The sequence below is a fragment of the Mucilaginibacter celer genome, assembly GCF_003576455.2.
Taxonomy (GTDB): domain Bacteria; phylum Bacteroidota; class Bacteroidia; order Sphingobacteriales; family Sphingobacteriaceae; genus Mucilaginibacter; species Mucilaginibacter celer.
Window position 1 is genome coordinate 513,259 of record NZ_CP032869.1, and the last position, 22,790, is coordinate 536,048.

16 protein-coding genes are annotated in these 22,790 nt (G+C 45.4%); 12 read left to right on the forward strand and 4 right to left on the reverse strand.

Features of this window, described 5'->3' with window-relative positions; genetic code table 11:
- Positions 1 to 2: 2 nt before the first annotated feature.
- The 3 genes from HYN43_RS02110 to rhaT form a co-directional block, all read right to left on the reverse strand.
- Positions 3 to 1,277, reverse strand: coding sequence for a sugar isomerase (locus HYN43_RS02110; protein WP_119407879.1), 1,275 nt, complete (start codon positions 1,275 to 1,277; stop codon positions 3 to 5).
- A gap of 247 nt (positions 1,278 to 1,524) precedes the next feature.
- Positions 1,525 to 3,645 (reverse strand): bifunctional aldolase/short-chain dehydrogenase, encoded by a 2,121-nt coding sequence (locus tag HYN43_RS02115; protein WP_119407880.1) that lies wholly within the window; start codon positions 3,643 to 3,645, stop codon positions 1,525 to 1,527.
- A 47-nt stretch (positions 3,646 to 3,692) separates the two neighbouring features.
- Positions 3,693 to 4,826: an L-rhamnose/proton symporter RhaT gene (gene rhaT / locus HYN43_RS02120; RefSeq protein WP_119407881.1), complete on the reverse strand. Its 1,134-nt coding sequence runs from the start codon at positions 4,824 to 4,826 to the stop codon at positions 3,693 to 3,695.
- 218 nt (positions 4,827 to 5,044) lie between these two features.
- On the opposite strand from rhaT, the gene HYN43_RS02125 reads away from it, so the two are divergent.
- Positions 5,045 to 6,538, forward strand: coding sequence for a gluconokinase (locus HYN43_RS02125; RefSeq protein WP_119407882.1), 1,494 nt, complete (start codon positions 5,045 to 5,047; stop codon positions 6,536 to 6,538).
- 3 nt (positions 6,539 to 6,541) lie between these two features.
- On the opposite strand, the gene HYN43_RS02130 is transcribed toward HYN43_RS02125, so the two are convergent.
- Positions 6,542 to 7,219 (reverse strand): phosphatase PAP2-related protein, encoded by a 678-nt coding sequence (locus HYN43_RS02130; RefSeq protein ID WP_119407883.1) that lies wholly within the window; start codon positions 7,217 to 7,219, stop codon positions 6,542 to 6,544.
- A gap of 106 nt (positions 7,220 to 7,325) precedes the next feature.
- Between HYN43_RS02130 and HYN43_RS02135 the strand changes: the two genes are divergently transcribed.
- The 11 genes from HYN43_RS02135 (at position 7,326) to HYN43_RS02185 (ending at position 22,616) form a co-directional block, all read left to right on the forward strand.
- Positions 7,326 to 7,739: a MerC domain-containing protein gene (locus HYN43_RS02135; protein ID WP_119407884.1), complete on the forward strand. Its 414-nt coding sequence runs from the start codon at positions 7,326 to 7,328 to the stop codon at positions 7,737 to 7,739.
- A 210-nt stretch (positions 7,740 to 7,949) separates the two neighbouring features.
- Positions 7,950 to 8,396, forward strand: a complete 447-nt coding sequence (locus HYN43_RS02140; protein ID WP_119407885.1) for a Fur family transcriptional regulator — start codon at positions 7,950 to 7,952, stop codon at positions 8,394 to 8,396.
- Positions 8,393 to 9,208, forward strand: coding sequence for an N-acetylmuramoyl-L-alanine amidase family protein (locus HYN43_RS02145; protein ID WP_119407886.1), 816 nt, complete (start codon positions 8,393 to 8,395; stop codon positions 9,206 to 9,208). The genes HYN43_RS02140 and HYN43_RS02145 overlap by 4 nt, the downstream gene beginning before the upstream one ends.
- A 167-nt stretch (positions 9,209 to 9,375) precedes the next feature.
- Complete coding sequence (locus tag HYN43_RS02150) at positions 9,376 to 11,625, forward strand: glycoside hydrolase family 20 protein (protein WP_119409222.1); 2,250 nt, start codon at positions 9,376 to 9,378, stop codon at positions 11,623 to 11,625.
- A gap of 278 nt (positions 11,626 to 11,903) precedes the next feature.
- Positions 11,904 to 13,337 (forward strand): serine/threonine protein kinase, encoded by a 1,434-nt coding sequence (locus HYN43_RS02155; RefSeq protein WP_119407887.1) that lies wholly within the window; start codon positions 11,904 to 11,906, stop codon positions 13,335 to 13,337.
- Positions 13,338 to 13,355: 18 nt separating this feature from the next.
- A complete protein-coding gene (locus HYN43_RS02160) occupies positions 13,356 to 14,321 on the forward strand; it encodes a hypothetical protein (protein WP_119407888.1) in 966 nt (321 codons plus the stop codon).
- A 90-nt stretch (positions 14,322 to 14,411) separates the two neighbouring features.
- On the forward strand, positions 14,412 to 15,845 hold the full coding sequence (locus HYN43_RS02165) for a PP2C family protein-serine/threonine phosphatase (RefSeq protein WP_119407889.1): 1,434 nt from the start codon (positions 14,412 to 14,414) through the stop codon (positions 15,843 to 15,845).
- A gap of 3 nt (positions 15,846 to 15,848) precedes the next feature.
- Positions 15,849 to 19,940 carry an FtsW/RodA/SpoVE family cell cycle protein gene (locus HYN43_RS02170; protein ID WP_119407890.1) on the forward strand — a complete coding sequence of 1,364 codons (4,092 nt, stop codon included), beginning with the start codon at positions 15,849 to 15,851 and terminating at the stop codon, positions 19,938 to 19,940.
- A gap of 24 nt (positions 19,941 to 19,964) precedes the next feature.
- Positions 19,965 to 20,753, forward strand: coding sequence for an FHA domain-containing protein (locus HYN43_RS02175; protein ID WP_119407891.1), 789 nt, complete (start codon positions 19,965 to 19,967; stop codon positions 20,751 to 20,753).
- Positions 20,754 to 21,044: 291 nt separating this feature from the next.
- The gene (locus tag HYN43_RS02180; RefSeq protein ID WP_119407892.1) at positions 21,045 to 21,980 is read left to right on the forward strand and encodes a ring-cleaving dioxygenase; all 936 of its coding nucleotides are present in this window, start codon (positions 21,045 to 21,047) and stop codon (positions 21,978 to 21,980) included.
- A gap of 12 nt (positions 21,981 to 21,992) precedes the next feature.
- Complete coding sequence (locus tag HYN43_RS02185) at positions 21,993 to 22,616, forward strand: alpha/beta hydrolase (RefSeq protein WP_119409223.1); 624 nt, start codon at positions 21,993 to 21,995, stop codon at positions 22,614 to 22,616.
- Positions 22,617 to 22,790: the final 174 nt, after the last annotated feature.

A 22,790-nucleotide genomic window follows, 5' to 3' on the forward strand; every position in this document is an offset into this window, starting at 1 on the left:
ACTTACAATCCGGTTGACACTGCTTTAGCTCCGCGTTCGTTTACCAGTTGCTGCCTGATGCTTTGTTGCCTGTAAACAGTTAGTGGGTTCAGCGCGCCACCTGCACGTAAACGTGCTTCGGCTAATAATGGCCTCACATCGGTGCGGTAGGCTTGTTGTAATATTTCCTGTGCCAATACCACATCGTTATCCTGTTGTGCCTGCACCAAAGCAGGGGTATCAACCAATAAAGCCTGTGCGTAGGCAATTTTGATGGCTTCTACCGATTGCAGCAGATCTTCAATAGGATCTTTTACATTGTGCGAGGCGTCGATCATCCAGCCGATAGAAGTGGCGTGAGTCATGCCCCGGGCATCCATACCTTCAACCAGTTCGTTAAATATCAGGAATAGCTGGTATGGATTGATACTGCCTACGGTAAGGTCGTCATCTCCATATTTCGAATCGTTAAAGTGGAAACCTGCAAGTTTGCCCTCCATCAGCAATAATGAAACTATTTGCTCAATGTTGGTACTGCCTAAGTGGTGACCGAGGTCAACCAGGGTTTGCGCTTTTTGGCCTAATTTGGATGACAATAAATAGGATTGACCCCAATCACCAATGGTAGTTGAATAAAAGTTAGGCTCGTATGGTTTGTACTCTACCCAAATTTTCCAGTCATCGGGCAAAGCATCGTAAATTTCCTGCAAGCTTTCTAACGTACGTTCAAATGCCCCACGCATATTTAGCTGACCGGGGAAGTTTGAACCATCCGACAGCCAAACAGATAATGCTTTCGAATCCAGCTCAACGCCGTATTTGATCACCTCGATATTATGGGCGATAGCCTGCTTACGCACAGCCTTATCCACATGGTGTAACGAACCAAATTTATAGCTCAGTTCCTGGTTTGGCTGATCCTGAAAAGTGTTGGAGTTAACCGCGTCGAAATGCAAACCCAACTGCGCCGCATGTGCTTTAACAGCCAAAGCATTTGAAGGGATATCCCATGGAATATGCAACGAAATAGAATTACTGCTGCGGTTAAGCGCATGGATCAAACCTACATCTTCAATTTTTTCTTCCAAACTGCGCGGCTCACCACCACCCGAAAACCTACCGAAACGTGTACCGCCGGTGCCTAAGGCCCAGCTTGGTATGGCGATGTTAAAATCGATCAGTTTTTGCAGGATAGTATCCAGGTTTTTTACATCAGCCGCAACAAAATCAAACTTGCGCTGATGGCTGTTGAGCTGTTGATGATTGGCTTCATCAATTTTATATTTTTCTAACTGCATAATTGGTATTGGTTATCATTCGCAAGTTCAGGCGTGGACGCCTGAACTTGCTGAGTTCTTTAATTCCCTCCCTCGGGAGGGGTGCGCGGGCCTGCGAGGTGGCAGGGAGGGGTTTGTACGCCATGCTTAACGGATAAGCAAATCGAAGAAACCCCTCCCTACACCCTCCCGGGGGAGGGAATCGCACAGGCCTACGCTTTTTAAATCTCTATTTTCAGACCATGAACCATGGTCTATCCCCTATGAACTATCTCACAAACGCCATCGCCACCCCACCATCAACATTCAACACGTTGCCGGTTGATTTGTTGAGCAGTCCGCCGGTAAAGGCAAAGCAGGCATTGGCAATATCGGCAGGTAAAATAACTTCGTTCAATAATGTGCGTTTAGCATAGTAAGCAGGCAACTCATCAACAGTAACGCCATAGGCTTTAGCACGACCTTCGGCCCACCCGCCGGCCCAGATATTGCTATCGCTGATCACCGCATCAGGGTTAACCACGTTCACGCGAATCTTATCGGTACCCAGCTCGGCCGCATTTAACCTGCTCAGGTGTAATTGCGCCGATTTTGCCGAGCCGTAACCCGCGTTGTTCGGACCGCTAACCAGGGCGTTTTTACTTACAATATTAATGATATCGCCACCAATATCCTGTTTTTTCATTACAGCTACAGCAGCCTGGGTAATAAAGAACTGGCCTTTCACCAATACATCATAAAGCAGATCCCAATCTTTCTCGGTATGATCGGCAATTGATTTGGAGATGGATAAACCGGCATTGTTCACCACGATATCCACACCGCCAAAAGCTAAAGCGGCTATTTCAAGGGCCTCGTTAATCTGGTCGGCTTTGGTAACATCGAGTATAGCAGTAGTATATGAATCTTTACCGTATTGTTTTTTAAACTCTTCGCCGGCACCTTCCAAACGTTCGGCATTCATATCATTCAGAATTATAACCGCCCCCTCATCAACAAATTTTTTGGCGATAGCTTTACCTATACCGCCTGCACTGCCGGTTATCAGAGCTATTTTGCCCGATAAAGCTTTAGGCTTAGGCATACGCTGTAGTTTTGCCTCTTCCAGTAACCAGTATTCAATATCAAAAGCTTCCTGGCGTGGCAGTGAAGTATATTCAGAAATAGCCTCAGCGCCTTTCATTACGTTAATGGCGTTGGTATAAAACTCCGCGGCAACACGTGCGGTTTGTTTATCTTTCGAGAAAGAGAACAGACCTACACCGGGATACAGGATAATTACCGGGTTAGTATCCCTGATAGCCGGACTGTTATCATGCTTACAGGTATTATAGTAATCGGTATACATTTGGCGGTAAGCCTCAAACGCAGGTGCCAAACGGCCTTTTAAGGCGGCAACATCGCTCAAATCTTCGCCCGGTGCAAGGTCAAGTACCAACGGACTGATCTTGGTGCGCAAAAAGTGATCCGGGCAACTGGTGCCCAGCGGGGCCAAACGATCCAGATCGTTCGAGTTGATGAACTCCAGCACACGCGCATCATCAGTAAAATGGCCAACCATATGGCGGTAGCTTGAACAAAAACCACGTAATACCGGTGCAAGGGCAGCGGCTTGTTTTTTACGACCGATTTCATCCAAACTTTCAACTTTCTGTCCGCCAAAAACAGGGCCTTTTTTGCCATAGTTTTCTTCCAGGTATTCGGCGCAACGCTCAATTACCTCCAGGGTGTTCATATAGCTTTCGTAAGCGGTATCGCCCCAGGTAAATAAACCGTGCGATCCTAACATAATACCGCGGATACCAGGGTTTTCGTCCAAACACTGTTTTAATTGCAGGCCCAGTTCAAAGCCCGGTTTTTTCCATTCAACCCAACCAATAGTGCCGTTAAATAACTCCTGGGTTATTTTTTTACCATCTTTTGCTGCCGCTATGGCAATAGCCGCATCGGGGTGCAGGTGATCAATGTGTTTAAATGGCAGGAAACCGTGTAATGGTGTATCGATAGATGGCGCTTTCGAGTTAAGATCGTAAATGCAGTGGTTAAACAGTTCAACCATTTCATCTTCAAATTCAACCCCGCGGTAAATATTTTTTAGGCTGCGTAGGCGATCAACGTAAAGTGCTGCCAGTCCGCTTTTTTTAAGTGTGCCGATATCACCGCCTGAACCTTTAATCCACATTACTTCAACGTTATTACCGGTAAGGGGATCTTTGCTTTGCAGCTTGCAAGATGTATTGCCGCCGCCATAATTGGTAAGGCGCAGATCGGCACCTAACAGGTTTGATCGGTATATGAGCAGGGCTACTTCATCGCCTTCCAGTTCGGCGGCTTTGGCATCATCCCAAAGGTAACTTACATGCTTAAATTGTGTTGTTTTAACAGACATATTTTTAATTAGTGAATTATTGACTTAGTGAATTAGCGAATTTTTAATTATTGATTTGTTTTGATTGTTGGCTTGATTAACTCGGCTTTTGCCTTGGGTTTCGGCTTTATCTTGTTACCATAACCTACCACCAGTACAGATAACACAATTACCGCTATACCTGCTATTACTGTACCGAATGCTTTTTTGCTTACACCTTTCCATTCTTTCAGCACCAATCCCCAGGTGTTGGCTATGAGGATGATGAAGGCCATGTGCAATATCCATGAGCTGGCACCGTTACCCATTTTACTTTCGCCCATGCCGTAAAAAAAGAACTGTAAAAACCAGGTGGTACCGGCCAGCGCCGCAAACAGGTAGTTTTTAAGCAGGGGCGTTTTTTTGTCGGTATAATTATTAAACGTTTTGTTGCGGGCATTCAATACCATGCACCATACAAAGTTGGTGGTGAGGCCGCCCCATAGTATCACGATGTAGGGCACATTGTTTGAGAACAGGAAATCGCCCTGCCCCGGATGCGAAGCCTGCCAGGTATGATTGGCAATTTCGGCCATCGGTTTACCGGCTTCAATACCGAAGTTGAAACAGGCGCTCAATATGCCCGATATTACGGCCACAACAATGCCTAATCCAAAACGATAATCCTTATTTTCCTCGGCTACAGTTTTATCGTTTGATAGTTCTTTCTCTTTCATGGTGCCGGCTTTACCGCAAATAATAATGCCGACCACACAAAGTAAAATACCTAATAAAACAAACTGCCCCCATTGGTTGTGCAACATCAGGGTAAAAGTATCTTTGCCCTCTTTAGGGAAAAGATCATAATATACCGAAGGTATTATCGCACCAAAAACCGAGCATAAACCTAATATGATGGTACTGCCCAGGGATACCCCTAAGTAGCGTACACCCAAACCGTATGTCAATCCGCCTATACCCCATAATAACCCCATCAAATATGTCCAGCCAAGCGTTGCCGAATCGGTATGGCTTATAATGTCGGCAAAACCCGGCACGGTAAGCCATGCTGCCAGCGGCGGCACAATAAGCCATGAAAAAAAGCCGCCCACTATCCAGTAGCTTTCCCAGGCCCAGCCCTTTATTTTTTTGTAGGGGATGTAAAAACTCCCTGAAGCAAAGCCACCGATAAAATGAAAGATGACCCCTAAAATTACTTGCATACTCTTAATTGGTTTATATTGGTAAGGCTAATGTAGATAATATAAATGCCGGAACTATCCCCCTCTGTCTCTGTTGGTTTTGTCTGAATCAGAATTTACAGAATTATAGAATTTTCAGAATAAAGAGTTTTACGGCATTCTGTTAATTTAAAAATTCTGTAAATTCTGATTCAGACAATCCCGGTTCTGTTTGCTATTTTGGCCTAAAATACATCACCATGCAGGCATATATTTTAGGCATCGATATAGGCACCGGCAGCACTAAAGCTGTAGCCATCAGTTTAACCGGCGAGGCCTTAGGTACAGTATCGGCTCATTATCCTATCAATTCTCCCGAACCAGGGTACAGTGAGCAGGATCCTGAACTGATCTGGGATGCTTTTATAAAATGCCTTTCGGGGATTATCGCGAAATTAGGTACGCACCCACAGGCAGCAAGCCTGAGCAGTGCGATGCACAGCATTATTCCTGTTAATGAAGCAGGTAAAGCGTTGTACCCCATGATCACCTGGGCCGATGCCCGGAGCGAGAATATTGCCCAGGCATTGAGAGCGACTGAAAAAGGTGCCTCGCTGTATCATAATTGTGGTACGGCCATCCACGCTATGTCTCCCCTAAATAAACTGTTATGGCTAAAAGATAACGAAGCGGCGGTTTTTGAATCTGCACATAAATTTATATCTGTTAAAGAGTATATCTGGTTTAAATTGTTCGGGGTTTTTGAGATTGATTATTCCATAGCCTCGGCGACGGGTATGTTTGATATTGTGACCAGGCGGTGGAATGTTGAAGCGCTTGACCTGATCGGCATCCCAACTAATAAGCTGTCTGAGCCTGTCAATACAACTTATTATCGCGCTGATGTTAACGAATCTGTTGTATCATCAACAGGAATTTACGTCCAAACGCCTTTTGTTATCGGTGCAAGTGATGGCGCCTGTGCTAATTTAGGTAGCCATACTACCGGCGACGGGATTGCCGCTTTAACCATTGGCACCAGCGGAGCGGTAAGGATAACGCATTCCAAACCGGTTTACAATTTCGAAGCTATGGTATTTAATTACCTGCTTGATGAACAGACTTTTGTTTGTGGTGGCGCGGTTAATAACGGAGGAATAGCCCTGAACTGGCTACTGAAAAATTTCCTGAAAAAGGAAAATCCCGGCGGCGCTGATTATGATGCTTTATTTGGGGAGATAGCCACGGTACCTGCAGGTAGCGAAGGCCTGATATTTTTACCTTACCTGTATGGGGAGCGTGCGCCGCTTTGGGATACCAAAACCAGCGGCACGTTTTTCAATATCAAACCATCGCATACCCGTTCGCACTTTTTACGGGCCGGGCTTGAGGGGATTTGCTTTGCCCTGAACGATGTGCTCAGAACTTTAGAAGATGCCTCGGGCGGGATCACCCAAGTTAATATCAGCGGAGGTTTTACCAGTTCGGCGGTGTGGACACAGGTTTTGGCCGATATCACCGGAAAAAAACTGGCCGTGCTGCAATCTGAAGATTCATCGGCCATGGGGGCTATTTACCTTGCTGCACGGGTATTACACCCGGAACGTTATGAACAGCTAACTAAAGTTGAACACCAGGAAATCATCCAGCCAAATAAAAACAACCACAAAGTATACAGCCGGATGTTCCCGGTATTCAAAAAGCTTTATGCCGATTTAAAAGATACGATGCACCTGGTGGATAGCTGGGAATAGCGCTTATTGGAGGCCAAGCCATTTGGTTAACCGCCAGCAGCCATATACAAATAATGGCGCGGCTACAACATCTATGGAATAATGGATATGCTGAATGAGTAACAGTACTACTAACACTACTGCGCAGATTAAGGCGATGAATTTATCCCTGCGTTTTTGCAGGTGCAGGTAAACAAGCACCATGGTAGCCGTATGGCCCGAAAAAAATAAATCTTTAGTGATAAATGTGTGCCCGTAAAATACGCTGGTACTCGGATCGATTAAAGGTACAAGGCCGATAGGCGGGTTAAGTTTAACCAAAGTTATGGTGATAAAACGGGCAATACATACAAAATTGAGCGTCCAGATATAACTGATGCACACCCTTGGGTTATACAATCCGCGCCACATCATTAACAGTCCCATACTCCAGATGAGGATGAAAATCGGTACCGAAAGATCGTAGGATGGCAGGTGCGCCAGCACCCAGTCATGTAATACTACACCGTCTGTTCTCCGTTCTATATACTTAAAAAAAGAGGGGAGCAGGTTAATAATGACTACTATAACAATGGTGGCGCCTAATAACTTTAACCGGCTGCTTCGGGTGTTATAGGCCGCTTTCCAAAGCTGTTTTATATGGTATAGGGGGGCTAAATTCAATGTAATGTTAAAATAAAGGCCGCTAAAATACAGCTTCATTTTGTTAATATTAACTAATTGTCACTAATTTGTTAATTTAAGTAAATCTGAGCGTGTGGTGGTTTTTAATGCAATAATGTTGCAACAACTTATCTATATTTGCAGTATGAATTTTCAAAAGCTATCACCGCGGCTGGACAATATCGGTATTACAGCTTCAACTTTGTGCGCCATTCATTGTGCGGTGGTACCATTGATATTTACCAGTCTGCCGCTTATAGGTCTTGGCTTTTTGGCTGATGCCTGGGTAGAATGGGGGATGATCGTTTTTGCTTTGGCAATAGGCGTTTATTCAATAGGTTTATCTTACCGCACCCATCACCGTATTTTACCATTATTGATGCTGATTACTGGCTTCGGATTGATCCTTGCAGGCCATGCTTTTTCGGTATTTGTTAAAGAGTGGCTGGTGGTACCGGCAGGCGGCTTGCTCATTGCCTCGGCGCATTTTGTTAACTACCGGTATACCGGGGCCTGCAACCACCATTATAAAGTTTATAAACTTAAAAAGGTTGAATGATGGAAAAACGCCACCGGAAATTTTTTTATGCTTTTTTGATTTTTAATTGCTTTTTAAGTCCGGCATGTAACCATAACAGTCGTGAGCATGTTGCAACTAAGCTGCATAATAACAATGCAAAAAACAGCGTTATAAAAATTGTATAAATGCCACATATTATAAACCATTGTTAAATTTGCAGCCTTATACATTATAACCCTAAGTAGTTAAATGATACAAACCCGCGATACCCAGTATTTTGAGCACCTGCTTGACAAGCATCGCCTGAAAAAAACCGCCCCAAGGTTGCGCGTTTTATCAATGATGTCGTCGAGAAATACGGCTACTTCGCAGCCCGACCTGGAGAACCTGATGCACGATATCGACAGGGTTACCCTTTACCGCATCCTGAGCGCGTTTGAAGAAAAGGGGATCATTCATAAAGTGTTCGATCTGAATGGCACGGCGAATTACGCACTGTGTTCATCAAACTGTACGGAGCATCATCATCATGATGAGCACCTGCACTTTAACTGTGTCCAATGCAAAAATGTGTATTGTTTAAATGATATGAATTTACCTGCCATCAATCTCCCGGCTGGTTTTGAGCCGCAGGGCTTTACAATTTATGCTAATGGTTTATGCCCTAAATGCAGTAAAAAGGCGGTAAAAAAATGAGGTGTGGTGTTTTCTTCGGGATAATTGTCCTGTTACTTTTATCTGTTCCTCTTATATCCATCGCGCAGCAAAAAGATACTATCCCTGCGGTTACTACCTTTAAATTTAAAACGGTTATTATTGATGCCGGGCATGGCGGTAAAGATGCAGGGGCCAGGGGATCACATTCGTTTGAAAAAAACGTAACCCTATCTATCGCCCTAAAACTGAAAGCAGCAATGGATACGGCCATTACCGATGTTAAATCTATCCTTACCCGTGCCGATGATACGTTTATCCCGCTTAACCAGCGTTCGGCCATAGCCAACCAAAATAAAGGGAACCTGTTTATTTCTATCCACTGCAATTCATCGCCCGAGGGTACCGCCGCGCGTGCACACAAACAAAAAGGTGTATTGCTGCTGGTTTACGGTTTCCACAGGCTTAAGGAACAGGAAGAGGCCGTGCGCGAAAACGCCTCTATCTTCCAGGAAAAGGATTATAAGCAAAACTATGAGAGCTATGACGAGAGTGATCCCTCAAATCTCATCATCCTTAATGCCTACATCCAGAAATACCGCAAGCAAAGCATCCTGTTTGGCGATTTGGTTGATGACGAATTTACCGGCATTGACGGCCGCGAAAGCAATGGCGTTAAAGAGCAGGGCGTACTGGTGCTGGCCCACAGCGCTATGCCTGCCGTTTTGATTGAAACCGGTTTTATCAACAATCCGGAAGAGGAAGAATACCTGAACTCTGACGAAGGGCAGCATGAAATTGTGATGTCGATTATCAGGGCTTTGCGTAATTATCGGAAGGCGATAGGATCATAAGCGCGGCGCCTTTTTGTAGAAACGCATAGGAGGCCCATGTGATTCTCTACGGTGATAAAAAAAATTGCCGTTCTCCATCATCAAAAAAAGTATATTCGGTTTTACATTTACTTTTGATGATCAATTATTTCCGCCTTCCAATCCAGTCCATAAAAATATCGGCTGCCATGTTATTGCTCGCCGTATTCGCCGTTTCGGGCAAAGCACAGATCGCCGTTAGGGGCATCATTCCTCAGCCTTTAGTGGTAAAAAACGATCATGTGGTTTATACATTCCCGCTGCATCTTGCAATTGGTTTGGGGGATGACGTGGATGCTGATAACCTCACATTTTTTAAAAGTTATGTGCGTTCACTAACCGGAGTTGAACCATCTGTAAATAACAAAATGGTTTACCCTAACGTATGGCTTCAGCTTGATAGCAATGGAGTGCAAGCGAAAGAAGGCTATACATTAACTGTTAAACGCAACAAAATAACTATCACCGGGCATGACGAAGCCGGTGTTTTTTACGGCTTACAATCGCTTGCACAATTGCTGAAAATATCTAACGGTAAATTAACGCTTGAAGGATATGATATTTCAGATCATCCCCGCTTCGCCTACCGCGGAATGCACCTCGATGTAAGCCGCCACTTTTTTGAGCCTGCCGCAATTAAAAAATGGATCGATCTGTTAGCGCTTTATAAAATCAATACCTTCCACTGGCATTTAACGGATGACCAAGGCTGGCGTATCGAAATTAAAAAATACCCGCTGTTGCAGAGTATTTCGGCTTATAGGGATGAAACCATTATCGGTCACAAAAAAGATAGTCCGCATCGGTTTGATGGTAAACGTTATGGCGGATATTATACCCAGGATGAGGTAAAGGATATTGTAAAATACGCCACGCAAAGGCATATCACCGTAATACCAGAAATTGAAATGCCCGGTCATGCGCTGGCAGCTTTAGCGGCTTACCGGCAATTGGGTTGTACCGGCGGCCCGTACAAAGCCGCAACCTTCTGGGGTATTTTTGATGATGTGTACTGTGCCGGTAACGATGAAACATTTACCTTTTTACAAAATGTAATGGACGAGGTGCTGCCGCTGTTCCCCTCAAAATACATCCACATTGGCGGCGACGAATGCCCTAAAACCAAATGGAAAGCCTGCCCCAAATGCCAAAAACGCATTCAGGACGAGCATATGAAAGATGAAAAGGAACTGCAAAGCTATTTCATAGGCAGGATGGAAAAATACCTCAACAGCAAAGGCAGGCAGATCATTGGCTGGGACGAGATACTGGAAGGCGGCTTAACCCCCGGTGCAACCGTAATGAGCTGGACGGGCGAAGAAGGAGGCATAGCCGCTGCCAAGCAACACCAGGAAGCCATCATGACGCCCGAAAAATATGTTTATCTGGATTATTACCAATCGCTTTATCCCGAAGAGCCATTGGCTGGCGGAGGCTATACACCTTTAAGCAAAGTGTACAACTACGAACCAATAACCAACGAGCTAAGCGGAGAGGAGGCCAAATATATTAAAGGCGTACAGGCCAATGCCTGGAGCGAATACATGGCCAGCCCGGAACAGGCCGAGCGGCAACTGTTCCCGCGGATGTTGGCTTTGGCCGAAGTTGGCTGGAGTTCTAAATCAAATAAAAACTACGCTGATTTTTTAAAACGATTAAGATACCAGCAACCCTTATTAAAAAGACTGAAGGTAAACGCTGCCAATGTTTTTGATGAGATAATTGACTCGGTAACGGAAACGGCAAACCACCAGGTAGCTTTAACCCTTAAAACAACGCTGCCCGGCGCTAAAATAGCTTACCGGCAGGAGGGTGATAAAGCATACACAACCAGTGAATCTAATTCAGTCACGATAGAACCTCACAGCTTTAATAAAGCTATTGTGTTGTTAAATGGCAAACAGGTTGGCCGTACTTATGAAAAATCGTTCACTTTTCACAAAGCCATAGGTAAAAAGGTAACGCTTAAAAACCAGCCGCAGGGAGGTTATAATCCCGGCAATACCTTTAGCCTGGTAAACGGTGTTTTTGGCAGTAAGCTTTATAATGATGGCCAATGGTACGGTTTCAGCGGCGATGACCTGGATGCGGTTGTTGATCTGGGTAGTGTGCAAAGCGTATCGCGCTTAGGTATCAACATCCTGAAATACCACTGGCAAAAAATGTGGGAGCCAACCTTGCTAACTTTCGAAGCATCCGCAGATGGTGTCAATTACACGGAAGTTTACCGCCAAACTGATTTTCCGGACAATGGCATTAACGAAGTAAGGGCGAATATTAAAACCCAACAAGCCCGCTACATCAGGGTAAAAGGAACCAATAAAGGCATTATTCCGCCAGGCGAATATATTGCCGGGGCAAAGGCATGGCTGATGGTGGATGAGATAGTGGTGAATTGAGAATGATGTCTGAACCGGGATTTGGGGAGATTTTTGGGATCACAGGATTTGATATGTTCTTATGTTAGATAGGACAAGAAAAAAATACCATAAATCCTAAAAATCTCCCCAAATCCCGGTTCAGACAAAATCAACCCACAAGCAATCAGCGCAATCAACGTAATCAAAAAAATCAGCGGTTTTTTTTTATATTTTTATACCAAACACTAATGCATGCGTTATGTTGAGTAAAAAGTTTTAATATTTGTTACCAATACTGATACCCCAAGTATAACTCAATGAGCAAAGTATTTACTATTACCGAAGGATTGGAAAACATGGGGGCTTTACGAACGGGAGGCCAGGGCTCCGTTTATAAAGGTCGCCGTTATGGTCCGATAATTACCGCGGTAAAACTCCTGCCTACCCCCATACATACCGAAAGTACCGACGATAAAAACTTCCGTAATTTTCAAAACGAGGTTGAAAAACTAAAAAAAGTAAACGAAGAACCTAACCCCAATGTGGTTAAGATCCTTAATTCGGGCATTACCGAAAGTGGTTCGTTCCCGTTTATTGAGATGGAGTTTATTGATGGACCGGATCTGGAAGATCTGCTGAAACCGCCGCACGAGCCTGTTTTTACTATTAAAGAGATCATTAAACTGGCCGATCAGCTGGCTAATGCGCTATCGCATTGCCATAAAGTATCGGTTAAACATGGCGATATCAAAAGCAATAACGTAAAGTTTAATGTGCATACCGGTAACTATGTTCTGTTGGATTTTGGTCTTTCGGCTATGTCTGATGATCAGCGCCGTACCAGTATCCGCCATGCCGGGGCTATTGAGTTTATGGCACCCGAGCAAAACGAAGGACTGATGTATTTCCAGACCGACGTGTACAGCTACGGTATTATTTTATACGAACTGATAGCCGGCCGCGTGCCGTTCCCTCTAAAAGATAATGGCGAAACCGCCCGCACAGCCGTAATGCTGGCCCATATGGAGCTGGAAGTTCCGGACGCGATGGAGTTAAGGCGCAAAAACCTACCCGAAAGCTGGACGGAAGAGAAGCGTGAACTTGAAATGATGGTGCCTTCCTGGTTACTTCAAATACTTAGCAAGTGCCTGCAAAAGGATATCAACAACCGGTTTGCCAGTGGCATGGAGTTACAGGATGCTTTGGTACAGGGAAGTATTGGCGCAATCAATACCAGTCACCCGGATGATGCCTGGAACAGCGATGTTTTACTGAAAGAGAATGAACGCCTGCAAGGCCTGGTGTTGTATTACCAGGAGAACGAAGGAAAGCAACCGGCCCCAACTGTAGTTACTGCACCGGATGATCCAAGATCGGTACGGATGTCGAAACCGATTTTTATCATGTTTATGATATTACTTTGCGGCTTTACGGTGTTTTCGGCAGTGGTGATGGATAAGTTTGGCGGCCGCATTTATCATGGTGTGGTAAACCGACTTTTTAAACCATCAAAAAAACAACAGGATACTACTACTACACAGGTGTCTGTGCCCACGCGAAGAGATACGCAGGAGCAGAAACCCAGTATTAAGCCTTTGGAGGAAGAACAAAACAGTAACATTCCACCTGAGGTTGATTCGACCACAGATTCGATTTTGAGAAATATACAACGGATTAAAAAGCGAAATCAGGACGCGCAGTTTTACCGCGACAGCGTGAAGAAGGCGGATACCTCCAACTTAAATTTTTAATGATTTAGTAAATTATATATGGAACCTAAATCAACATTCTGGCAACGCATCGGTTTGCAGGATTGGTTTTTACCCAACGGCAAGCCTCTGAATAAAGAGGCCGAAAAGGTGAAAGCCCTCACTCCGGACGATGTGTACCTGTACATTATTGAAAAATTCAAAGAATCGATCAAGCAGCTTTCATTTGCCGATAGGGTGGTTTTTTACCACGAGTTTATCATCAGCTTTAATGAAGAGGATTACCAGGAGTTTGTGAATAACCGCTCGGGCTTGCTCGGCATCATCGTTAACGAATCGGTAAAGAAATTTTATGAGCTGCTACGCGAATACCAGGAGGTAGGCAAAAAGGTAGAGCCATCAAGCTCAAAATGGGTATTCAGGCTGGTATCGCACCCCGATTATAAACGTGGCGACAAAGGTTTTATAGGTAAACTATTGCCGGGCAGTACGGCGAAGAAAGAAGAAAACCTGCGGGTTACGTTCATCCCCCGCCAAACAGGTGTGGCCCAAACGTTGGATATCAGCAATGATGTGCTGAAGGGCTTCACCTACTATAGCGAGGGGTATTATGAGCTTCCTTATGCTAATGATCTGCATTATAACGAGCGGGAGGTATCTAAAGCGGGCAACAAAGTATTGGCGCGCCTGGAAACCATTATGCCCGATAAGCAATTTGTTGGCCGCAAGGTGGAGTACCTGATTAAAGATGACGACATCGTGGTATCAGGCTCGGACGAGGAAAGGGATGAGCAGGCAGTGTTTAAAGTGCCATCCGAATGGGTGAACACGCCGCACCTGCGCATCCGCCTTAATAAAGCCGATGGCAAGTTTTACATGGCCTCCTTTGGCGAACGCACGTTGATTAATGAACAGGAAGTTGCGCCAAGTGATGTAAACGCGCCGGTTTGGGTAGAACTGCCTTTTAACTCGAGGATTTTGCTTAACGGGATAGTAGGTATTAACATTTTCAAACCCGAACCATAATGTCGCAAATATTATCAGTAGGGTTGTTGGCTATATGTGTGCTGTTATTAATAGCTCATTTTATCGACATAAAAAATTCCAGTAAAAACCATGGCAAGTAATTTTTTCGGAATAACGGATACCGGTAAACAAAGGCAAAATAACGAAGACGTTTTTATTGCCGAAAAATCGGGCGATGGCAATTTTATTATTGCCTGTGTGATTGATGGGGTAGGCGGCTACGCAGGCGGCGAAATTGCCGCCGAAATTGCCCGTGCCACCATTTTAGAGCAGCTGCAATACATAGCCGGCGATATTGTGCCCCTGCTGGTGAATACCTTTAAAATTGCCAATCAGCGTATTTATGATGAAAAGGCACAAAATAAAGAACTAAGCAGTATGGCCTGCGTGCTTACGCTGGTCGTTGCCGACTTGTTGAACAATAAGTTTTACTACGCCCACGTAGGCGATACCCGCTTGTACCTGCTGCGCGATTATTCGCTGATAAAAATCTCTAAAGATCATTCATTTGTTGGTTTCCTGGAAGATTCCGGTCGCCTTAGCGAAGAGGCTGCTATGGACCACCCTAAGCGCAACGAAATAAATAAAGCCCTTGGGTTTACCCGGGAGATTGACCACGATCCGGAATTTGTAGAAACCGGCAGTTCGCCATTTTTGCCCGGCGATATCCTGCTGATCTGCAGTGACGGGTTAACCGATCTGGTTGATAAAAGCAAAATTACCAATATCCTCACCACCGGCGAAGATTTGCCCGCCAAGGGTAAAAAGCTAATTGAGGCGGCCAATAATAAAGGAGGCAAGGATAACGTAACCGTGGTGCTGGTACATAACGATAAAGAACGGAAACAGCACGCTACAACCAAGCCAACATCTACAGCCACAAAACCTGTTGAACAGCAGGAGGTAGTTGCCAAACCGGTTGCTCAAAAAGAGCAGACTCCCGCTACTGTGGTGAAAACCAAAGGTAACGGCGGTACAGTAGCTATACTAAGCATTTTGTGTTTTATATTTTTAGGCGGATTTATCTGGCAGTTTAAAAAGAACAGCGAGTTTACGGTTATCCCCAAAAAAACGGATACACTGGCAGCGCAACCCATCAAAAACGCGCAGGAACTAAAATTACAGGATACCATCAATAAGCTGAAAGGTAACACCCTGGTGCTCTCGGCAGCAGATTTTAAACAGCCCATTGTTTTAACGGATACGCTGCATATCAATAAGGATAGCATCTACATCAAAACAAAAGGCGAAATCATCTTCAAAAAAGATTCTACCTATAAAGGCCCGGCTATTGTGCTGGCTGCTAAATGTAAATATGTGGTTTTGGATAGTGTGGCCTTTGACGGTTTCAGGGTAGGTATTGCAACCCGCAACGATGCCCTGGTGCTTAAAAACGTACGTTTTAACAATTGCGCTATCCCTGTACTAACCGGTTACCTGTTGCCTAACATGAAATATATTTCGGGCAGATCATTAGGCAGCTTGTTTAAAGCCGATACCATCCCTTCAAAAACTACGCACTGATAAATGGCCCAGGAAAAAATTAAATCGCCCGGAAGGATGCTTGAACGTGTGTTCCTGCTGCTTACCGGCATCGTATTGGCCGTTTTATTTGTAAGGCTTTATAGTGTACAGCAACTTAAATTTGTTGATGTTGATAAACGCCTGAAGGACGGCACCATAGTAAACCTTAACGCGCCCAACACTGCCCAAAACGTAAAGGCGCTGCTGCAAAAAGGTTATTATTTTGATGATCCGAAAGATATAGACTACATCGAATCTGTAATTGCCGAACGTAAATCGGCCGGTGATGTGGTTGATAACACCGGCGAACTGAACAAACGCAAATACTATGTTAATGCCGATGAGGCTTTTAATAAAGGTGGCGCGCTGTTTAAACAACGGGTGCTTACATCCCGCACACTGTTGGGTTATACCGGCGATGATTCCATCCGTTTTGATCAGGAGCTGAAAAGCCCACCATCCTTAGGTGCCCAAACTGATCTTGGTCTTGGCGAGTACAGCATCAAAGGCACCATCGAACATAAAGGCCAAGCTATCCCCGGTGTACTGGTAAAATTGACCATGATTTTGCCGCGCGACAGTATTTTTAGTGATGAGGAAACAGCAGCTAAATCAAGCTGGGCTGAAAATAGTTCGGCCTATAAAAAAGTGTACGTTGTAAATGATCAGCATAAAAAAGTACTGCAATCATTAACCGCTTTTGCCCGTACCGACGCAGCCGGAAGGTTTGTATTTGCCCAGCTACCTACGGGGAAAGCTTTTTCGGTACTGCCTATGCAACCCGGCTTTGAATTTGGCCGTTCGCAGGGTGTGGATGATTTGGAAAAAGATGTAAGTTTCAAATTTGCGCAAGCGCCGCACAGTATTAAACTACTTTCCACGCGCGATTTTAATATCCTTAAAAAAGAAGGTGCTTTTATTGTGCGTTACCAGGATGAGTTTAACGAATGGTACTGGATTATAGCAGGCAGTTTCTTTTTAGGCTTTATCCTGCTGCACCTGCTGCTCAGCGCCCGTTACCCCGAGGCCGATCAGCTCATTTTGCCCTTGATTATGATGCTTACCGGCATCTCGTTTTTAACCCTGTTAAGTTTACAGGACCCTTTGCGTGATAGGTTTTTGGCAAAGGATACTTTAATCTATTTGGCCATTGGCGTTTTAGGTATTTGCCTTATCCAGCTATTCAATCTCCGCAAGCTAAACCCCGATTCGGGTTTTTACCGCCTGCTGATATTTAAATGGAGCAGAAGTGCGGCCAATGGCTGGCCATGGGCTATTGTGGCTATGGGCATTTTGTTCAGCACTATTTTATTTGGCTCGGGGCCTGAGGGTAGTGGGGTTAAGGTGAACCTGTTAGGTTTTCAGCCAAGCGAAATTGTTAAATACCTCATCGTTATTTTCCTCGCGGGATTTTTTGCCACTAACGAGCGCTTTATCAGCCAGTACGCCAGTTGGGGTAAACGCTGGTCGTTTTTTTCTTTCGCGCTTATCGCCACCATTATCACCCTGCTGCTGTTTTTGGTTTTGGGCGATTTGGGCCCGGCCATGGTGATCTGTTTTACGTTCATCATTTTGTTCTCCTTTTCGCGCGGCGACTTTTTGTATATGGCCGGCTTTGTAGTGCTGTTTGTATTGGCCACTTGGTTTTTTGATAATGTACTCATCAGCGCGGGTATTACCTTCTTTGTGCTGGGCGGTGTTGTTTTCTTTAGGCGGAGAAGGATGAGCGAGTCGGCTATAATGGCACTGGTGGTTATTACCGCTTTCCTCACTATTGATAAAATTCCAGGTCTCGATAAAATCATCCCCGGTCCTGTGGAACGGTTGGTTGAACGTAAAGCCATCTGGCAGGATGCCTGGAATAACGAAGTTTACGGTGGCGACCAGGTAGCCAACGGCCTTTGGGCTATGGCCAGCGGCGGCGTAACCGGGCAGGGCGTAGGGCAGGGCTTTGCCAAAACCATCCCCGAAGCCCATACCGATATGATACTTCCATCCATCGGTGAAGAATTTGGCTGGGCCGGTATGGCAGCCGTGTTCATCCTGTTTTTGATGTACCTTCACCGTTCTATCATTATCGGCAGGCAAACGGGTATGCCGCTGTTGTTTTACCTGAGCGCGGGCATTGGCGTGTGTACCTTCGTGCAGTTTTTATTGATTGCCGGTGGTTCGATAGGGGCTTTGCCATTATCCGGTGTGTCTTTACCTTTTGAAAGTTACGGCGGTTCATCATTGGTGATTAACCTGCTGGCCGCCGGTTTCCTGCTATCCGTATCAAGGGTGAGGGGTACAGCTGTGCAGATGGATTACATCACCAAACAACAGGATAAAAACCTGGTACCGGCATTGGCCGCCGCACTGGCCGGTGTGGTGCTGTTGGTTGTGAATGTATCGCGCTATACTTCAAACAATAAACAATGGGTGGTAAAACCTGCCCTGGTTGCCGATAAAAGCGGCCTGCGCATGTTTAGCTATAACCCGCGCATAGCCATTTTGATGAACAGGCTACAGGCCGGCACCATTTATGATCGTAACGGCTTAATCCTTGCCACAAGCAAGCCCGAACTCATCGAAAAACAAAGAAAAAAACTCAGCGAATCGGGCATGCTGCATTATAACCTCGATTCTGCGATGCACAAAAGGCTCGACAGGTTTTACCCTTACGAGGAGCAAATGTTTTTCTGGACCGGCGACCAAAACACCGGCGTATTTAATGGCAGCACCAACGGCTACTTTGCCGAGTACGAACACGCTGCCGAACTTCGCGGTTTCCACATGCCTATCACCAGTTATAACGTAAAAGCCTCCCGCTACCAGGAAGACAGGTTTTTACCCCGCGGCATGAAAGAAATGAGCGTTGCCAAAAAAGATTACAGCGCCCTGGCTACCCTGCTTGTAAGCGATATTAATGGCCCCGAAGTGGCAGCCTTTAAAAATAAAAACCGCGATGTGAAGCTTACTATGGATGCCGATCTGCAAACCAGCATCCAGCAATCAATGGCTTCGGATACTTCTTTATTGGATAATAGGGTATCGGTGGTGATTATGGAAGCTGGTACCGGCGATGTACTTACATCGGCACAATACCCATTGCCGCCTATCCATAACTGGGATCAGTTGACCATGCCGCTGGCCGATCAGAATAAACTGGCCACCTGGGTAACCACTACCGATCTGGGTTTTACCTATGCCAGTCAGCCAGGTTCTACAGCAAAAGTGCTTACGGCTATGTCGGCATTTAATAAACTGGGCATAGGAGCTTCAGAAATTCAGTATCATGTAAGCACCGAAGAGCGGATCCGTACAAAAGGCATCGAACCGGACGAAACCGGGATGATCACCATGGAGCGGGCCATTGCCAAATCAAACAACGTATACTTTATTAAACTGGCCAACCAGGAACATCTGCAGGAATACATGGCTACCCTGTATATGAAAACCGGTATGTTTTTACGCGGAGTTGGCGGTTATTACTACAACAAGCCACCGCAAAACGATGCCCAGGAAGAAAAATGGCGCACCCTGTGGCGCAAAACCGAGTTTGATACCCGGCCACGGTACGATCCTAATAACATCCATAAAACCAGGGCCAAAGGTATTTCGGGTATGGCCTGGGGGCAGGGCGAATTGATAGCCACACCGGCGGCTGTAGCCAGGCTGGTATCGGGCGTGGCAAACCAGGGCCTGTTGCTGCCCAACAGGTTTGCGCTAAAAATAGCCGATTCGACGGTGGCCGTGCAGCATGGTATTAAGCTGGCCGAAGATCCGCGCTACGCCGGTTTATTAACGCAGTACATGATAGAGCAAAGCGCGCCGAAAGAGCCTATATTAGGCATTAAGGTGGCCGGTAAAACCGGTACGCCCGAGCGTATTGTTCACAATGTGAGCGTAAACGATGGCTGGTATGTGTTTTTTGCCCCGGAGGTAAAAGGCAATGGCAATATGGTGGTTTGTATCCGGATAGAATCGACCAGAGGATCGTCGGACGCGGTACACCTCGCCGCAAACCATGTGATCCCATTTTTATTGAAAAAGGGTTATATTAAAAGTATGGCGCCAAAAAGTGCAGAGGCCGAAACCATAGATAACGAATAGTGTTTAAGCAGAAAGGAATAGCGTATGGTATTTAATTTATTCAGAAAAAGTGACGATAATCAGCCTCATGATGTGAAAAGTCTTCGCGAGGCGATACTGCGTTTCATCAAAGAATCGTTACAAAAAATAGAAGGCGGCGAAGGCGGCCATATCAAGGAGCTTAAGCTTTTTATCGATAACCATACCGAAGATCTCAGCATGTATGAAGGTGCTGTTTATATCCACGATAAGCAGTTGTTTAAAAACGAAATCCAACGCATAGCCGATGATTTTGCCATCAACCTGCCCGATGACTGGACGCTGGATGTTGACTTTACCGACCGCCTCCCATCCGATGCCCGCCGCGCTAATGACCTGGATGTGGCCTTTATCATGCACACCCGCAAGCAGGTAGCCCATAATTCGGCATCGTTTGTAGCTTATTTAAGGATCCTGAACGGCGAAGCCGAACAGGAAGAATACCTGATCAAAGCCACCGATCCGAAACTGAACATCGGCAGAGATAAAAAATCGGTTACCGAAAACGGCTCGTTCCGGTTAAACCAACTCGTTTTCCCAGGTGATAGCAAGGATGAAAGCAATAAATACATCAGTCGCCAGCATGCCCATATCGAGTTTGATATGGAAAGCGAGCGTTTTATGATTTTTGCAGATGATGGCGGCGTACCTCCACGCAATAAAACCAAGATCCATGTAGCTGCTGATGGCAGAATGATCAAGCTAAATTCCACCCAGATAGGCCACCCACTTCATGAAGGCGACCAGGTTATTTTAGGGGAATCGGCGGTGTTTTTGTTTAGTGCGGTGAAATAAAGTATATACCCGCCATCGAAAAAGCATGGGCTTTGTGCGATTCCCTCCCCTGGGAGGGTGTAGGGAGGGGTTTGGCCGCTATGTAAGCCAACAAGTATAGCGTACAAACCCCTCCCTGCCACTACACAATCCCCCCGCACCCCTCCCTTGGGAGGGAATTAAAAATCTCTCCTCAAAAAATCCTTCCCCCCGTTTTTCTTATCCTACATCAAGTGTCCCGCGCCATATTCGCTGTAATTTTGAATCATAATAACAAAGCAGTTATTACTGATTTTAAAAACAACGAAAACAATGGAAAACACTATAAACGGCATTCACCACATTACAGCAATTGCTGGTAACGCCAAAAAAAACTATGATTTTTATACACGTGTATTGGGCTTAAGGTTGGTTAAAAAAACCGTAAACTTTGACGATCCCGGTACCTACCACTTATATTATGGCGACGGAAACGGTACGCCAGGTTCTATCCTTACATTCTTCCCATGGGAAGGTATTTCTGCAGGTAGAAGAGGTGCAAGGCAGGTAACCGAGATTGGTTACTCGGTACCCGAAGGAAGCCTGGATTTCTGGTTAAAAAGGTTTGAAGATAACAACGTGATCTACAACAAACCAGCCGAAAAATTTGGCGAGCAGTACCTTACCTTCCTCGATCCTGATGGTTTAAAATTTGAGTTGATCGTACCTAAAGCAGCCGACAATCGCACACCATGGGAAACTGCCGAAGTAACTGCCGCCAACGCAACCAAAGGCTTCCACAGTATCACCATTACATCAAACAAAATTGAGGCTACCGCCAAAATCCTGACTGATGTTTTAGGCTACCGTTTGCTGGAACAGCATGTTAACCGCTACAGGTTTGTAACCGATGCGGTTGAGAACGCAGCTATTGTGGATTTGGTTGAAGTTCCGGGCGAAGTTGCCGGGCATGTAGCCGGTGGTTCGGTTCACCACGTGGCCTTCCGCGTGCCAAACGAAAAAGTGTTGATGGAGTACCGTGAAAAAATTGCCAAACTCGGTTTACACATCACCGATAAAATAGACAGGAACTATTTCTACTCATTATACTTCCGCGAACCGGGTGGTGTATTGTTCGAAATAGCTACCGATAACCCGGGCTTCGCGGTTGATGAGCCGGTTGAATTATTGGGCACAGGCTTAAAATTACCAGCACAGCATGAACATTTGCGCGGCGAATTAGAAAAAGCCTTGCCATCGTTAATATAAGGAATGTTAATTATGTACAGTCACACAAAACAGGTTATTGAGGCGGGCTTGCCCGCCGAAAAGGCCAAAAAGGCCATCATCATGCTGCACGGCAGGGGCGCATCGGCATCGGGCATTATATCTCTAAAAGATCACCTGGATCTTGAAGGTTTTACGATCGTTGCGCCACAGGCTACCGAACATAGCTGGTATCCGTACAGTTTTCTCGCCCCGGTTCAGAATAACCAACCGGCGCTTGATTCGGCATTGGAAGTTATCGGCAGCGTAGTTGATGATCTGAAACAGCAAGGCATCGCGCAGGAAAATATTTACTTCCTCGGTTTTTCGCAGGGCGCATGTTTAACCTTGGAATATACCACACGCAATGCCGGCCAGTACGGCGGCATCATAGCCCTCACCGGGGGACTGATAGGCGAAAAACTGGTTAATGAAAACTACCAGGGCGATTTTAATAATACCCCGGTACTGATCACCACCGGCGATCCTGATCCGCATGTACCGGTAAGCAGGGTTAATGAAAGCGTTGATATTTTAAAAGAATTGAAAGCGGATATCACCTTAAAAATATACAAAGGCCGTCCGCATACCATAACCGGCGAAGAACTGGCATTAGCCAACGCTATTTTAACAAGATAATTGTTTTCAGAGTTGAGTGTTTTAAGAGTGAAGGGTAGTCTGGAGAGGCTGCCCTTTTTTGTTTATCAGCAATAGGTAAAACTTACTTTGTATAAAGAGGGATTTGTAACAACACCGATACTTTTTGTCGTTTTATGCGTCCATTAACCTAATTTATGCAAATATTATTTGCAA